We start from the raw sequence: 14,990 nt of genomic DNA, 5'->3' as shown, positions 1-14,990 counted from the left end.
TTAACAGATTAGTCATCCAGTCCTGCCGCCTTACACCTCTATCTATGTTATAATGAAGTGGATTACATCAAAAGGAGTCACTTATGGCAAAACAACGACTTTATAAAGGACTATTCATTGCAATCTTATTAGGGATTCTATTCTTTTTTATGAATTGGATGAATCATCCTTCATCTCTATTGCAATTAGGATTGAAGTCCCTATTGTTATCTGTTACCTTCTTTCTTTTATATGGTGTGGTTTTTACATTATTAAGTACAGAGAAACGTAAAATGCAATATGGCCTTCCAATTATCATTTCTGTCATTACAGGTATGTTGATTGGCATCGTATTTGATATGGCAATAGTAGGTGTGAGTGTCGGCTTATTGGTCGGATTAGCAATAGGTTATTTGCGTGACATCAATAAAGGAGTTTGAACCTATGAATACTACCACTATAGGTATATTGATTATCGTCATTTTACTCATTAGCTTTATTCCAAATGTGTATATGGCTTATAAGACAAATAAAACAGGCGAACCAAACACACGATACAAATTAATGGTTGGTGTTGATGCCATTTTATTAGTTCTTATTATTTTTGCATTATACTTTTTAATATAAGACTGTCACTACGGTATACTTTAGACATTAAAAAGACTGAAACGATATGGTTATTCCTTTCGTCTCAGTCTTTTTGATTTAATAGATTAGATTTTCCCTTGTAATAAAAAGTAATAAACAATTATAGCAGCAATACCATATAATATCACGCCTATTATCGCCGAGGTCAGATGCACACGCATAGGAATATGTCTTTGAAACTTTGGCGCTAATACGAGATTTCCAAATAAAATAATCAGGGGCGCAACAATAAAGAATAATATCATCTCAACACTCATCATATGTCACCCATTAAAATAAGTCTTCATTACTGTTGTTAAATCAATATCTTGCGCAATTAAAGGCAAGTCTGAAAAGTCACTCACCTCTGTCATCAAGTTTGTATTAACAATAACATCAAGCCCAGCGTTAATTGCTGCTGTAGCACCTTTGATAGAATCTTCAATAGCCAAACAATGCGTAGGATTAAAATGCAATGCTTGTACTGCAGCTAGATATAAATCTGGTGCGGGTTTAACCTCTTCTACGTCTTCGCGACCTTTGATTACCGAAATATACTTCTCTAGATCTAACTTTTGAACTAATGCTTTCACATTATCTCTAGAGCTACTTGATGCGATACCTATTGGAATATGTCTTTGATGAAGTGATTGGATTAATTCTAGAACACCTGGTCGTAAAGATAAGTCAGCAGCTGTTGTGTGATGTTCATGATAGATTTCCAATACACGCGCTTCTCCTACCAAATCCATTAAGTGGTGATGTAGTGGCAGTGCTCTACCCCCAATATTAGAACGAAAGAAATCAATTGCTACTGGTTCGTGCCCTTCCTTAGTAAGATTTTGGTTGATAATTTCAAATAGATGTTGTTCAGTATCTATAACTGTCCCATCAAAATCAAAAATAACCGCTCGATACATAAGTGATGCCTCCTCTGATGCCATTTAAATACAGTGTATCAAAACTTATGAATCAATTCACGTCGTTATTCAAATCCAGGCCCTACTGTTGCAAATTCAAACATAATTTTGTTTTGGCGATAGTATAATGATTTAAACCACTTGCGATCGATCATTCCAGAATGTTTACCTGGCATATCATCATGAAGTTTGATTAAATTTGTAAGATGCTTATCGTCTTGTGTTGCAAAAGCATGATGATGTACATATCCTCTTCCCGGTCGAACATTCGGCCCTTCTTTTTTGACAACTACGATATCAGTAAATAAGCCCTCTTTATCTAAAGTAAAAACATCTAATTCATCATCTTTTTTCGGTTGAAAGCCCAATTGCTCAGTTAAATATACTTTTGTTTTTTCGTCATCTTGGACGTGTATTTCAATAGGTCCCATACCTAAAATTTGGTAGGCTTCAGGGATGTCACTATTCGTAGGGTTTCCAACCCCTTCAGGTAACTTAGCACCATTATTTGCAATCATCACAAATGAAAGTGTCTCTGGATCATCAAAATAGAGCGTTGTATGACCTAAGTACGTTCCTTTTTCAATATGATTCACATGTTTTTTCAGACGATCTTCAAAATAGTCGATAGCCGCTTCATCTCTTACTAATAAGCCAATACGCGCAATCATATTTGTTCCTTTACGCATCATACCCGCATTCGGAATCTCAAAAAAAGTAAGCAATGTTCCAATTGAACTTTCGTTATCTCCATAAAATAAGTGAACCATATGATCGTCATCTTGATTGACTGTTTCTTTAACCAGCTTTAAACCTAAAACATCCATATAAAACGCTTTATTTTGAGCAACATCTTTCGTATACATTGAAATATGGTGATGTCCAATAACATTATTCATAACGTTTCCTCCTAGAGCAGTATTGATAATGTTAGTATATTTTTTATACCGATATGTTGCAACTTCTTTGCTTATAACCAATTGCGCTATAAGAGTTGGAAATAAATTAAACAAATAACCCCGATAATCAAAATATTAATCGGAAAGACCACTGTCTTTATAAAATGTTGTTTTGATTCTGACCAGTTCGAATTTTTCAATTTCGTTTCAAGCGCAAAATTAAGCAATGTTACAATGATTGTTAGAGATGCAATTAAACGCACATCATGATTAAAATGCGTTAAAAAACCCACCGATAAAATCAGCATCGTAACCAATAATGTGAGTGTAATAAAATAATGGTTGAGTACTTTAATCATGTTGATTTCCCCTTTTATTTTTAACTGTTACAGTAAAATTCCTTTAGTTTAAATTATATTTTCGCATAACCTAACTTAATTGTAAAATACATAATAAAAAAGATTCCTACAGCCTATTAATGACTTTAGGAATCTTTTAAGTAATATGAGTCTCTATATAATGGTAAATAGCTAGAACGTTTCTTTTTGTGATTTTCTAAATAATTGAGAAGTCCATATTTTGGCAAGTAATGGACCACTAATGCAATGTATAAAACTAAATACAGCACCTGGCAATGCAGCTAATGGATTGAAGTGAACTGTTGCTAAAGATGCAGCTAAACCTGAATTTTGCATGCCAACTTCGATAGAAATGGCCTTTTTATCTCCATCACTTAATCGAAATACATGAGCTAAAATATAACCAATGAGGTATCCCAACACATTATGTAAAATAACGACTAAGAAAATAAGAAGTCCTGTTTCAAAAATCATATTCTTACTCCCTGCAATGACTGCACCTAAAATAACTGAAATGGCTACAACTGAAATAATAGGTAAGATATCTTCACTCGTATCAGATGCTTTTTTAAATAGTTTCTGAATAACTAATCCAATTATGATTGGCACAATCACCACTTTAATCACAGAAGTGAAAAGACTCATAAACGAAACATCCATCCATTGATTTGCAAAAACATACATGAGTGATGGTGTAAGTATCGGTGAAATTAATGTAGAAACTGATGTAACTGTGACAGACAAAGCAACATTCGCCTTTGCTAAATAGGATACAATATTACTTGATGTTCCACCTGGACAACATCCAACGAGCATAACACCTATTGCAACCTCTGTAGGCAACTGGAATCCCTTCGCTATACTATAAGCCAGTAATGGCATGATCGTATATTGTAAAATAACCCCTATGATTACAGGCTTAGGTTGTTTTAGGATTAATTTAAAGTCCTCCATTTTAATCGTGAGACCCATTCCGAGCATAACTATCCCTAGTAAATAAGGTATAAATGGTCCAAATCCTATAAATACATTAGGTAATAAAAAAGCTATCACACTTACAAGAAGCATCCATAGCACAAACGTTCTAGATGCAAACTGACTCATTGTATGTAACATCTATAAACACCCCCAGTTTTCTTAATAATCTGAATATTAACACGTTTCATCATCTTAATCAATAGCACTTAACCTATTTTATTTACATATTTAATTTTTTATTGATGTGTTTTACTTGCATTTAAGAAATAATTCTAGACTTACAACACCTTTTCAAGAATTCCATCTTAAGTCTGACTGCTTTTTTAAGCTTGAGTGATAAAATATATTCAAGAAAACTTTTAAAAGAGGAATTATAATGATTATTGATAAATTAGAGTCCTATACTTTACATATTCACCAAATCAACCATTACTTTAGACGCCGACAATTATGCAAATTATTAAATCAGTTGAATACACACTTTCACTTTAACTTTGAATTCACTAAAGTAAAACATGTTTATATTTTACGTGTTCATCTTCCTAAAAAAGCATTACCCTATTTGATTAGCTTTTTAAGTTTCCATAATTATTTATTCCGTGACATAGTATTAACGAAATATGAACATTTGTTAGCATTTGAACCCATTCATACAGCTATTGACAAGCATTTCGAAATGACTATTGATGGTTTAAGCGACTTATTTATTAAAGATAAAGTGATTGATATTTTAAATGGTTTTAAAGGAAAAGAAATTCAGTATAGTTTGAGTCATCACGCTTTAAAGGTAACAACTTCTCCAGAAATTTTTATGGATTTAGTCCAATCTTTAGCGATTTGCCATGTTGATATATATCAAGTTGGTTCTCCATTACGTAGCTATAACAAGCATTCACTATCAAGTTAAATAAAAAGGGAAATGGCACAAAGTGAGCCAAGAGATGCGACTTTTTCTATCAAAAAACCGATAAAGTCATATCTAATGGTCGACTAGGATGTCCATTTCCCAATTTTTATATTGAGTTGTGTTTTTCTGATTCAAGTTGGGTTTGAAGTTTGTCAAACATAAGTTCGAAACCGTGTGCTGTATGATCATGATATTCTTTTTTCTTTTGCTTATATTCTAAATGGGTTAACCTTCGTTCTTTACGTACAATACCTCGATACTTAAATGTCATTTCAGTAATGCCTGGGCTACGTTCTTCAAAGTAGACTTCAATCTGATCAACATCTTCACTAAAATCAGGCATTTGAATCGTTTTGATGATTTGTTCATCAGGTATTAAAGTCTCGTAAGTCCCAATGATTCGAATGACTTTACCATTTCGACTATCTACAACTTCATAATGTCCGCCCTCAGTTCGATCAGTTCGTACTGATTGATTCGTACGTTGTGAGGTCATAAACCATAATCGTAATTGTTCAGGATCCAACCATGCCTCATAAACTTCGCTTGGCATTGTTTTCATAAGTCGTACAATATTAATTTCGACCCACTCATTTTGTAAATGTTGCACTGACTCCACCTCACTTTAATTAAATGCTACTATAAATATTGTATCGCAAAATGGAATATTTTGGGATGATAAGATTTTAACTTATATTCTACGATATCATCTCAAATGTTTATTTTTGTCATAAAATTAAGTTAACGCTTTAGTTTTGGCCAGCCGAATATAATCGAGATAACACCACATAATGCAAGCATGACTGGATATATGGAATAAGGTAGCAACATCACAGGAGAAATACCTGCTACACCTGCTGCAGCTATCAATTGAGGACTATATGGAATAAAACCTTGAAAAGCACTACCAAAAATATCCAAAATACTTGCAGACTTTCTTGGATCGATATCATATTCTTTCGCAATATCTTTAGCGAGGGGTCCTGTCATAATGATTGAGATTGTATTATTCGCCGTCGAAATATCAGCAACACTGACAAGTCCAGCAATACCAAACTCCGCACCACGACGAGAACGAATCCGATTTTCCACAAAATTGAGCAACCATGTTATACCCCCATAATATTCAACAAGACCAATCATACCTCCAATCAATAATGCAATCATTGCAATATCTTCCATTGCAACGATTCCTTCTGAAGCTGCTTTTAGAAAGCCAGCTAATTTGAAATCTTGATACAACATACCGATGATTCCTGACAGTGCTATACCACCAAGTAATACAAGAATGACGTTAACCCCTATAATGGCTAGAATTAATACGAACAAATATGGAATGACCTTGATAAATTCAAAGTCATATTCATGTGTTTGATCAATATGACTATTATACGTTAACCACCACAAAATCACTAATGTCACAATAGCCCCGGGCAGTACGATACGGAAGTTCACTTTGAATTTATCACTCATTTTGGTGTGCTGAGTACGAACTGCAGCAATCGTTGTATCAGAAATCATCGACAAATTGTCCCCAAACATCGCTCCACCAACGACAGTAGCCATTGCCAACGCAGCAGGTATGTCAGTCGCCTCACTAATACCAAAGCCGACAGGTGCAATTGCAGCGACAGTACCGACAGACGTTCCCATTGAAATAGATATAAACATACAGATTAAAAAGATACCTACAATCAAAAAGTTTTGGGGAATAAGCGACAGGCCTAAATTAACGATAGATGAAACGCCTCCCATTGCTTCAGCCGTTTTAGAAAAAGCACCGGCCAAAATAAATATCAACATCATTAGTACAATATTGGGATGCCCTGCTTTTTGCGCAAAAACTTCCACCTTATGTGTCCATTTTTCTTTAGGCTTCATCATTAAAGCGACAATGACACCTATGATGGCAGCAACATTAAGTGGCATAAAGGTAAAATCTTGTGTCACGATACCTGACCCTAAAAAGATGCCTATAAATACAATTAAAGGGATTAGCCCCCATGAATGTCCTTTTTCATTCTCTTTCTGAATTGACATATAATTACTCCTTATAAAAAATTGAGATCAATAACTTCACGGATAGATGTGCTCTTCTTCCATCCAAAAAAGTGATGATCTCAACCGATGTTATGGTTTTATAACTTCTTATCTTTAGTGATACATGATATTAAGTCACTTCTGGAATTGGCACACGCATTTCATGTTGCCGAAGTATCGACGGGCCAGTCCCTCCACTTCTCTTGATATGAAGTATTTGATTGTACTGTTAAACTGTACAGGAATTTATACATCACGTCAACGCCTTTATGCATCTTGTAATAATCGTTTTACAAATGACACAAAATAATCTGGAACCTTGTCTAGTATGGCCTCATTCGGATTATATTGAGGATGATGTAACGCATATCCACTCTCTGAACCAATCATTGCAAAATGTACAGGTGCTACACCTTGATACCCTGAAAAGTCCTCTCCAATGGTTAAGGCGCGTGGCAAAACATCAACATCATATCCAACCGATTGCGCAATCTCATATGCAATCTGCTGTAAATGTGCGTCATTATAAACGGATTGCGTTATACGTTGATAATTTAATTTAACTTCAAGGCCATATTGTTTTGCAATACCGTCACAAATTTCATACATGCGGTGTTCAATTGTATCCCTCACATTGGCATCTAATGAGCGAACAGTACCTTCAAGTCTCGCACTTTGAGGGATGACATTCCATGTATGTCCACTTTCGATACGCCCAATTGATACTACCGCTTCTTCGTATGGCGCTATATTCCGACTTACAATCGTTTGCAAACTTAAGATAACTTGCGCAACAACAATATTCGGGTCATTGCCGTCTTGGGGCATCGCAGCATGTGCACCAACCCCTTCAATTTCTATCTCAAAACGATCAACATTTGACGTCATATACCCTGATTTTGCCCGCCATTCTCCTACTTTGAGTGATGGATCGTTATGAAAACCGATAATTGCTTTTGCACCATCTAACACACGTGATTCAGCTACCTTTGCTGCACCATATCCGATTTCTTCAGCGGCTTGAAATATCAAACGTACACGGCCATTCAGCTGTTGTTCTTCTTTTTTGAGTAAAACTGCTGTACCTAATACAGCAGCCATATGAATATCATGACCACATGCATGCATCGCTCCATTATTTTTCGATTTAAATGCAAGTTCTGTTTGTTCTTTAATAGGTAATGCATCAATATCCGTTCTAACAGCTAACAATGTATCGCCTTGTCCAATTTCAGCAATTAAACCTGTCTCTAATGGCACATCTATTATTTTGATATGATAATCTTCCAAAATTTTACGAATACGTTTTGTCGTCTCATATTCTTCAAGCGATACTTCTGGGTTTTCGTGGAATATTCTCCGCCATTCTATTAATTGATCCGTTAAATTAGTCATTTCGCCTCATCCTCTCATCAAAACATACGCCTTTCATATCTATTATTGTATCAAAACTGTTATTACCTTCACATCTCCCTCTATTGATAGATATCAAACCTTTTTAAGATTGTTATGTCATTTAATTAATGTAAAACGACGATTGAATTATGAATAAGTTGAATAATAAAAGAACTGAACGTTGTCAAAGCGCAATTTGCTTCAACATGCTTCAGTTCTTTGATATGTGTCGTGTTATTTACGATAAAATTGACAGATCTCGATTAACATATAATTGACCATCTTTAATGACCTTTTCAACATGGTTAATGCCATAATGATATGGAATGTATTCATGATTAGGTGCATGCCAAATAACAATATTCGCCTTATCTCCTGCATTTATCGTTCCTGCATCTACATCAATTGCTTTTGCTGCGTTAACCGTCACAGCATTCCAGATTTCATTTGGTGATAATTTTAACTTAAGTGCAGCAATGGCCATAACCATTTGCAAATTGTTTGTGACACAACTTCCCGGATTGAAATCAGTCGCAATAGCGATTGCACCACCATTATCAATCATTCCTCTAGCATCAGCATAAGATTCTTTACCTAAGTAGAATGTTGTACCTGGTAATAATACTGCCACGGTATCAGATGCTTTAAGTTTCTTTTTATCCTCTTCACTTGATGCGACTAAATGATCCGCTGAAATAGCCTCTTCATCAATTGCAAGTCCCAAACCACCTAAAGGATCAATTTCGTCTGCGTGGATTTTGACTTTGAATCCTTCTGCTTTAGCAGCTTGCATATATCGTTTTGACTCTTCTATTGTAAAGACACCTTTTTCACAGAATATATCCGCAAAATCAGCTAATGTTTTAACTTCTGGGAGTAGGTCAATCATATCTTGTAAAAATTGTTCATTAGATTCAGCTTCCTTTGGTACAGCGTGTGGTCCAAGGAAAGTATGACGCATCTCTAAGTTATACTTTTCTTGCAAACGTCGTGACACACGTAATTGTTTAAGCTCATTTTCTTTATCTAAACCATAGCCACTTTTACTCTCTACGGCTAATACACCGTGATGAATCATTGTGAGTAAATCATGTTCTGCTTTTTCAAACAGCTCATCTTCAGTGGCATTTCGTGTTGACTCAACCGTTGAGAGTATACCCCCGCCTTGCTCAAGAATTTCTAAATAAGACACTCCTTGACGTTTTAATGTCATTTCGTGCTCCCGTGAACCGCCATGCACTAAATGTGTATGTGCATCTACAAGTGCTGGAGAAACTACTCTATCTGTTGCATCAATCGTTTCTTTCGCTACATAGTCTTCAGTGTATTCACCAGAATAAACAATTTTACCATCTTTCACAACAACTGTTCCATTTTCAATGACTGTTAATTCATCTAGCGCTTTACCTTTCAACGGACGATCAGTGGACTGAGGTAAAACTAACGCTTTAATATTTTGGATTATTAAATCATTCATTATTTTTCATCACCTTTACCTGTAATCATTGGAATATCGACACCTTTTTCTTTCGCAGTCTCAATTGCAATATCATAACCTGCATCAGCATGTCTCACTACTCCCATACCCGGATCTGTCGTTAATACGCGCTTCAATCGTTTTTCAGCTCGCTCTGATCCATCAGCCACAACAACTAACCCAGCATGTAAAGAATAACCCATACCAACACCACCACCATGATGAACAGAAATCCATGATCCACCTGCTGCAGTATTGATTAATGCATTTAAAATGGCCCAATCACCTACAGCATCAGAACCATCCTTCATTGATTCTGTCTCGCGATTTGGAGACGCAACAGAACCTGAATCTAAATGATCTCGACCGATAACAATTGGGGCTGAAATTTCACCTTTCCGTACGAGTTCATTCAACGCTACGCCCATTTTCGCGCGTTCCCCATATCCTAACCACGCAATACGTGATGGTAAACCTTGAAATGCAATTTTTTCACTTGCCATATCTAACCAACGATTTAACTTTTCATCCTCTGGGAATAATTCTCTCATCAATTGATCTGCACGTTCAATATCTTTTGGGTCTCCAGATAATGCTGCAAAACGGAATGGTCCTTTCCCTTCACAAAATAACGGACGAATATATGCTGGTACAAAACCTGGAAAATCAAACGCATTCTCCAATCCTTCATCAAATGCAACTTGACGGATGTTATTACCATAATCAAATGCAACTGCACCTTTCTTTTGGAATTGCAACATCGCATCGACATGCTTTTTCATAGATTGTTTAGACAGCTTAACATACTCATCTGGATGATCTTGACGTAACTTTTCTGCTTCTTCTAAAGTATAATTTTCCGGTACATAACCATTAAGTGGATCATGTGCAGACGTTTGATCAGTCACGATGTCAATCTTAAAATCACGTTTCAAAATTTCATGATGCACCTCAGCAGCATTTCCAACTAATCCGATTGACAAAGCTTCACCTTTATTTTTAGCTTCTTCTGCTTTTTCAAGTGCTTCGTCAAGGGAATCTGTGATCATGTCACAATAACGCGTTTCAATACGTTTCTCAATTCTTGATGGATCAACATCCACACCAATAACAACCCCTTCGTTCATCGTTACTGCAAGAGGTTGCGCACCACCCATACCGCCCAGCCCAGCAGTGAGCGTTATTGTCCCTTTTAATGAACCATTAAAATGCTGATTGGCAAGTTCAGCAAATGTTTCATATGTACCTTGGACAATACCTTGTGAACCAATATAAATCCAACTTCCTGCAGTCATTTGGCCATACATCATTAAACCTTTTTGATCAAGTTCGTGGAAATGTTCCCAATTTGCCCATTTCGGTACAAGCACAGAGTTTGAAATTAAAACACGTGGGGCTTCTTCATGTGTTTTGAAAACAGCCACAGGTTTGCCTGATTGTACAAGCATCGTTTCATCTTTTTCTAATCGGCGTAATGTATCTACAATTGCATCAAATGCTTCCCAGTTACGTGCCGCCTTACCGATACCACCATATACAACAAGTTTATCAGGGTGCTCAGCCACCTCTGGATCTAAATTATTATATAACATCCTTAAAACAGCCTCTTGTTCCCAACCTTTACACTCAATTTCTAAACCCCTTTTTGCTTTAATTTCTCTAGACATCTTATCCATCTCCTTTGATTAAAAAAGTAATAAACTGATTGGAATTGTAATTAATAAAGTTAATGTGACACGAATAAACCATATTATTATTAATTTCCAAATGGGAATTTTAATTTCTGTTGCCAAAATACAAGGTACCAATGCTGAAAAGAAAATAATGGCTGATACACTCGTTATCGCAACTACAAATTTAACTTGAATCGCAGTTTTAGCAACAAGTAATGATGGTAAAAACATTTCAATTACTGAAATTGCAGAAGCTTTTGCGAGTAATGCTTGATCTGAAATAGGAAACATATAAATGACTGGATAAAATATGTAACTTAACCAATCGATTATTGGCGTATGGTTGGCTAATATCAACCCTAAAAAGCCAATAGACAAAATCGATGGCAAAATTGCAAGTGTCATCTCCAATCCATCTTTTACATTCATTCCAATATTTCTAAAAAGAGGGAGTGACTGATGTGACTGTCGCTTTGCTTCATTCCAAGCAGCCTTCAATCGATTCCCTTGAATAATGACTTCTTTTTGCCCTTCTTGCTGATTATAGTATTCTGTTGACTCCAGTGAAATTGGTGGAAGATGGGCTGAAATTGCAGTCACTACAAAAGTAATTAACAAACAAGTCCAAAAATATAAATTCCAATGTTCCATCAACTCTAAAGTGCGCGCGATAATAACCATAAATGTTGCGGACACTGTAGAAAATCCTGTTGCAATAATAACCGCTTCTTTTTTGTTATACATACCATCTCGATATACACGATTTGTAATCAACAATCCCAATGAATAACTTCCTACAAAAGAAGCTACCGCATCAACCGCAGATTTTCCCGGTGTTTTAAAAATAGGTCTCATAATAGGCTCCATCAATACACCTATGAACTCCAAAAGCCCATACCCAACAAGTAAAGACAGCGCTATCGCTCCTATTGGAATCAACACACTTAATGGCAACATCAATTTATCAAATAAAAATGGACCATAATTTGGATCAAATAATATTTGGGGCCCTATTCTAAAAACGTACATAATACCGATAATGGCGCCTAACCCTTTAAATATCACAATGATTAAATCCATTAAAGATTTTTTATACTCACTCCTTACTATTGGTATAGTAGCACCGCATATCATCATCACCAATGCTAAGTAAGGCATGGCTGAACCTAATAAACGTCTAAATGCTAAATGAACATGATCTACTATGATCGTGTGATTTCCATTTATAGTGACAGGAATAAAAAAACAAATAATACCTATAGTGCTATAAAGCCAAAACTGCCACATATTTCTCCCTTTAAGAACATCATGCTGTGACATATCATCCCCCCCTTTGTTAAATCCATTACTTTTGATATCGTTCAAAAGTAAAATATAGCTCTTGTCCACCTCTTAAAATCAGAATAAACTGATAATTTACCCCCTACTTTTGCAATATAGCTTAATGGAATGACCTTTGCTTAAATGTCGACAGTACTTATCAACAACTTCATTATATTATGCTATGCTATTATTAACCAATATAAATAAACTAATGATTAATAGGTTAAAACTATAAATGGAGGTGAAAAATTTGAAAATTACACAGCTGGAGTATTTTATCGAAGTCGTTAATTGTAATAGTTTTACGAAAGCTGCCAATGCGCTACATATTAGTCAACCTTCATTAACAGCTACCATTAAAAAGATGGAAAATGACCTGGGTTACTTGTTACTGAAGCGGACAACTAAAGATATTTCGATTACTGAAAAAGGGATTCAATTTTACAATCATGCTGTTGAGATTGTTCAACAATATCATCAAACCGTAGAAAAAATGTATGACTTAAAATTAAGCCAAACGCCTAAAATTAAAATGGCTATTCTCGAATCGACAGCGCATTGGGTGTCTTTGTTAATTCGTCAACATAATCAACAAAATCCCGAACAACACTATCAAATATTAGAGATTTTAGACCCGCATCAACTTGCCCAAAAGCTCATCGCCTTTGATATACATATTGGTTTGTCAAATGACGTTATTAAACATGAGGATATTGTTTCAATTCCTCTTTATAAAGATGATTACGTATTATTGACACCAAATGACATGTATCAAAACCAAAAGACCATTTCAATTAAGCACTTGCCACTCATTGTGCCAAACCAGCAATACCAGGTGCGCAAACATATCGATGATTATTTTACACACCTGAATATGAGAGCTAATATCGTTATGGAAGTTGAGCGATTTGAAGCAGCAGCAAATTTTGTTCGTCAGGGTATGGGATATGCAGTCATCCCCCGTGCTTATTACCAATCTTTTAACACCAATTCCCTGAATGCCATTCAAATACGGCCTAATATGCAACGTACGATATATATTAACCTTTCGCGTAAACGTCAATACACCCAAGAAGTTTTAGATTTAGTCGACTTATGCCAATATTACTGGAATCGTTTATAACAAATAAAGCGCTTGGGGACAGTTATTCTTTTGAGCAATCGATAAACGGTGTTTCACATGCAGAGTTTTCGACATAACTTCGCAATTCTTCAAAATTTGAGAAGCAATTTTTTAAATTGCTCGAGTTATGCTCAAACTCTAATCGCATGATCAACAACCTTGTGATAAACGGGGGTTCGCATGCAGAGTTTTCGACAGAACGACATAGCTCGACAAAATTAAAACACAATTTTGCTCGCTATGAGGTTCTGCTCGAAGTCAAAGCACAATCGCTAGCAACTTTTATAAATAGTGTATGAAGTGTGTGAGCATATGCCCGACTAATTTTGAGGTACGTTGATCGATGTCATATTTTGGATTGGTTTCGGCAATACTTAATGACGTTACTTTATTTGATTCGAGTATACGCTTGGCTAATTCTAATACTGTAAAAGGCGTGAGCCCGAAAACAGCATTGGCACTGACACCCGGAGCGTATGCACTATCGATGACATCCATGCAGATTGTAAATAAAATAACATCATGTCGATTGATAAAGTGTGCCAACTTATCTTTAATTCTAGGATGGATGCAGTCGTTCATCTCTTCTGCCAAGACATATTCCGTTTTAGTTTGGTCTGCATAATCAAACAAACTTTGCGTGTTGCCTGGTCTTTGTATGCCTAAAACAAAATAATCAACGTGTGCATCTTCTTCAAGCATTTGTCGAAAACTAGTTCCTGAAGTTGAGCTTTCTTCTTTTCGGTTATCAAAATGCGCATCAATATTAATAACACCGATAGATTGATTAGGATGCGCTTCTCGCAGTCCTAAATACTGTGCATAAGCAATATCATGACCGCCTCCTAACAAGAAGGTACGCTGATGATGTTGCAACAATTGTGCAACGTATCGCCCAAATTCTTGTTGAGTTTCAATTAAGGTTTCATGGTTGTGTGTCACATTACCGTAATCAATGATAGGCGTATCTGAAGACGCTGGTAATCCTGCAAAAGCCTTTTTAATTGCATCAGGACCTTCTTTAGCCCCTACTCTACCTTTATTCAATTCGACGCCTTTATCTACAGCATATCCCAATAATGCTACGCCATCGTGATTTGTTTTGATATTTTGAATATCCCCATACTCAATTGTTTGAAAATGACGAAATGCTGATGAATCTGTCTCACTATCAAGTCTTCCTGACCATAGCGTTTGGTCTGGTTTAATATACATTAACCTTCTCCCTCCTCAGAAGATGAAAATAATTATAATCTGTAAAAAATGAATATCTGCTCACATGCTATACAC

15 protein-coding genes and 1 riboswitch are annotated in these 14,990 nt (G+C 35.8%); of the genes, 4 read left to right on the top strand and 11 right to left on the bottom strand.

All coding sequences use genetic code 11. The annotated features are described in order from the left end of the window. Window positions 1-83: 83 nt before the first annotated feature. Both C7J90_RS05525 and C7J90_RS05520 read left to right on the top strand, forming a co-directional pair. Window positions 84-419, top strand: coding sequence for a hypothetical protein (locus C7J90_RS05525; protein ID WP_103209329.1), 336 nt, complete (start codon window positions 84-86; stop codon window positions 417-419). 4 nt (window positions 420-423) lie between these two features. Next, the gene (locus C7J90_RS05520; protein ID WP_103209330.1) at window positions 424-606 is read left to right on the top strand and encodes a hypothetical protein; all 183 of its coding nucleotides are present in this window, start codon (window positions 424-426) and stop codon (window positions 604-606) included. Window positions 607-890: 284 nt separating this feature from the next. Here C7J90_RS05520 and C7J90_RS05510 read toward each other — a convergent pair whose 3' ends face one another. From C7J90_RS05510 to C7J90_RS05495, 4 genes are all read right to left on the bottom strand, one after another. Beyond that, window positions 891-1,526, bottom strand: a complete 636-nt coding sequence (locus C7J90_RS05510) for an HAD-IA family hydrolase (protein ID WP_103209334.1) — start codon at window positions 1,524-1,526, stop codon at window positions 891-893. 65 nt (window positions 1,527-1,591) lie between these two features. Next, on the bottom strand, window positions 1,592-2,425 hold the full coding sequence (locus C7J90_RS05505) for a VOC family protein (protein ID WP_103209336.1): 834 nt from the start codon (window positions 2,423-2,425) through the stop codon (window positions 1,592-1,594). Between the two features lie 86 nt (window positions 2,426-2,511). After that, entirely contained in the window at window positions 2,512-2,784 is a 273-nt protein-coding gene (locus C7J90_RS05500; RefSeq protein WP_103209337.1) for a hypothetical protein, read from the bottom strand. Between the two features lie 171 nt (window positions 2,785-2,955). Then, a complete protein-coding gene (locus C7J90_RS05495) occupies window positions 2,956-3,900 on the bottom strand; it encodes a bile acid:sodium symporter family protein (protein ID WP_103209339.1) in 945 nt (314 codons plus the stop codon). Between the two features lie 238 nt (window positions 3,901-4,138). Here C7J90_RS05495 and C7J90_RS05490 point away from each other — a divergent pair, with 238 nt between their 5' ends. Continuing rightward, window positions 4,139-4,669, top strand: a complete 531-nt coding sequence (locus tag C7J90_RS05490; protein WP_103209560.1) for a hypothetical protein — start codon at window positions 4,139-4,141, stop codon at window positions 4,667-4,669. A 106-nt stretch (window positions 4,670-4,775) separates the two neighbouring features. Here the strand turns inward: C7J90_RS05490 and C7J90_RS05485 are convergent, their stop codons facing one another. The 6 genes from C7J90_RS05485 to C7J90_RS05460 form a co-directional block, all read right to left on the bottom strand. Further along, a complete protein-coding gene (locus tag C7J90_RS05485; RefSeq protein WP_103209563.1) occupies window positions 4,776-5,231 on the bottom strand; it encodes an SRPBCC family protein in 456 nt (151 codons plus the stop codon). Window positions 5,232-5,410: 179 nt separating this feature from the next. After that, window positions 5,411-6,709, bottom strand: a complete 1,299-nt coding sequence (locus C7J90_RS05480; protein ID WP_232332059.1) for a Na+/H+ antiporter NhaC family protein — start codon at window positions 6,707-6,709, stop codon at window positions 5,411-5,413. 105 nt (window positions 6,710-6,814) lie between these two features. Then, window positions 6,815-6,922, bottom strand: a riboswitch (SAM riboswitch). A gap of 54 nt (window positions 6,923-6,976) precedes the next feature. Then, window positions 6,977-8,104, bottom strand: coding sequence for an amidohydrolase (locus C7J90_RS05475; RefSeq protein ID WP_106465107.1), 1,128 nt, complete (start codon window positions 8,102-8,104; stop codon window positions 6,977-6,979). Between the two features lie 238 nt (window positions 8,105-8,342). After that, entirely contained in the window at window positions 8,343-9,581 is a 1,239-nt protein-coding gene (gene hutI, locus C7J90_RS05470) for an imidazolonepropionase (protein WP_103209556.1), read from the bottom strand. Further along, window positions 9,581-11,248, bottom strand: coding sequence for a urocanate hydratase (gene hutU / locus C7J90_RS05465; protein WP_103209554.1), 1,668 nt, complete (start codon window positions 11,246-11,248; stop codon window positions 9,581-9,583). The genes hutI and hutU overlap by 1 nt, the downstream gene beginning before the upstream one ends. Window positions 11,249-11,266: 18 nt before the next feature. Next, a complete protein-coding gene (locus tag C7J90_RS05460; protein ID WP_103209552.1) occupies window positions 11,267-12,574 on the bottom strand; it encodes a YjiH family protein in 1,308 nt (435 codons plus the stop codon). Window positions 12,575-12,827: 253 nt separating this feature from the next. Here C7J90_RS05460 and C7J90_RS05455 point away from each other — a divergent pair, with 253 nt between their 5' ends. After that, a complete protein-coding gene (locus C7J90_RS05455) occupies window positions 12,828-13,700 on the top strand; it encodes a LysR family transcriptional regulator (protein WP_103209550.1) in 873 nt (290 codons plus the stop codon). Between the two features lie 282 nt (window positions 13,701-13,982). Here C7J90_RS05455 and hutG read toward each other — a convergent pair whose 3' ends face one another. Further along, window positions 13,983-14,915 carry a formimidoylglutamase gene (gene hutG, locus C7J90_RS05450; protein WP_103209549.1) on the bottom strand — a complete coding sequence of 311 codons (933 nt, stop codon included), beginning with the start codon at window positions 14,913-14,915 and terminating at the stop codon, window positions 13,983-13,985. Window positions 14,916-14,990: the final 75 nt, after the last annotated feature.

Origin of the sequence: Staphylococcus felis (assembly GCF_003012915.1) — a bacterium.
GTDB lineage: Bacteria > Bacillota > Bacilli > Staphylococcales > Staphylococcaceae > Staphylococcus > Staphylococcus felis.
This window is presented reverse-complemented; position numbering and strand designations above follow the sequence as displayed.

Coding starts and splice junctions, on each gene's coding strand:
- hutU (WP_103209554.1), bottom strand. CDS start 11,248: ATGTCTAGAGAAATTAAAGCAAAAAGGGGTTTAGAAATTGAGTGTAAA.
- C7J90_RS05525 (WP_103209329.1), top strand. CDS start 84: ATGGCAAAACAACGACTTTATAAAGGACTATTCATTGCAATCTTATTA.
- C7J90_RS05460 (WP_103209552.1), bottom strand. CDS start 12,574: ATGTCACAGCATGATGTTCTTAAAGGGAGAAATATGTGGCAGTTTTGG.
- C7J90_RS05480 (WP_232332059.1), bottom strand. CDS start 6,709: ATGTCAATTCAGAAAGAGAATGAAAAAGGACATTCATGGGGGCTAATC.
- C7J90_RS05475 (WP_106465107.1), bottom strand. CDS start 8,104: ATGACTAATTTAACGGATCAATTAATAGAATGGCGGAGAATATTCCAC.
- C7J90_RS05495 (WP_103209339.1), bottom strand. CDS start 3,900: ATGTTACATACAATGAGTCAGTTTGCATCTAGAACGTTTGTGCTATGG.
- C7J90_RS05490 (WP_103209560.1), top strand. CDS start 4,139: ATGATTATTGATAAATTAGAGTCCTATACTTTACATATTCACCAAATC.
- C7J90_RS05505 (WP_103209336.1), bottom strand. CDS start 2,425: ATGAATAATGTTATTGGACATCACCATATTTCAATGTATACGAAAGAT.
- C7J90_RS05485 (WP_103209563.1), bottom strand. CDS start 5,231: ATGAAAACAATGCCAAGCGAAGTTTATGAGGCATGGTTGGATCCTGAA.
- hutG (WP_103209549.1), bottom strand. CDS start 14,915: ATGTATATTAAACCAGACCAAACGCTATGGTCAGGAAGACTTGATAGT.
- C7J90_RS05500 (WP_103209337.1), bottom strand. CDS start 2,784: ATGATTAAAGTACTCAACCATTATTTTATTACACTCACATTATTGGTT.
- hutI (WP_103209556.1), bottom strand. CDS start 9,581: ATGAATGATTTAATAATCCAAAATATTAAAGCGTTAGTTTTACCTCAG.
- C7J90_RS05510 (WP_103209334.1), bottom strand. CDS start 1,526: ATGTATCGAGCGGTTATTTTTGATTTTGATGGGACAGTTATAGATACT.
- C7J90_RS05520 (WP_103209330.1), top strand. CDS start 424: ATGAATACTACCACTATAGGTATATTGATTATCGTCATTTTACTCATT.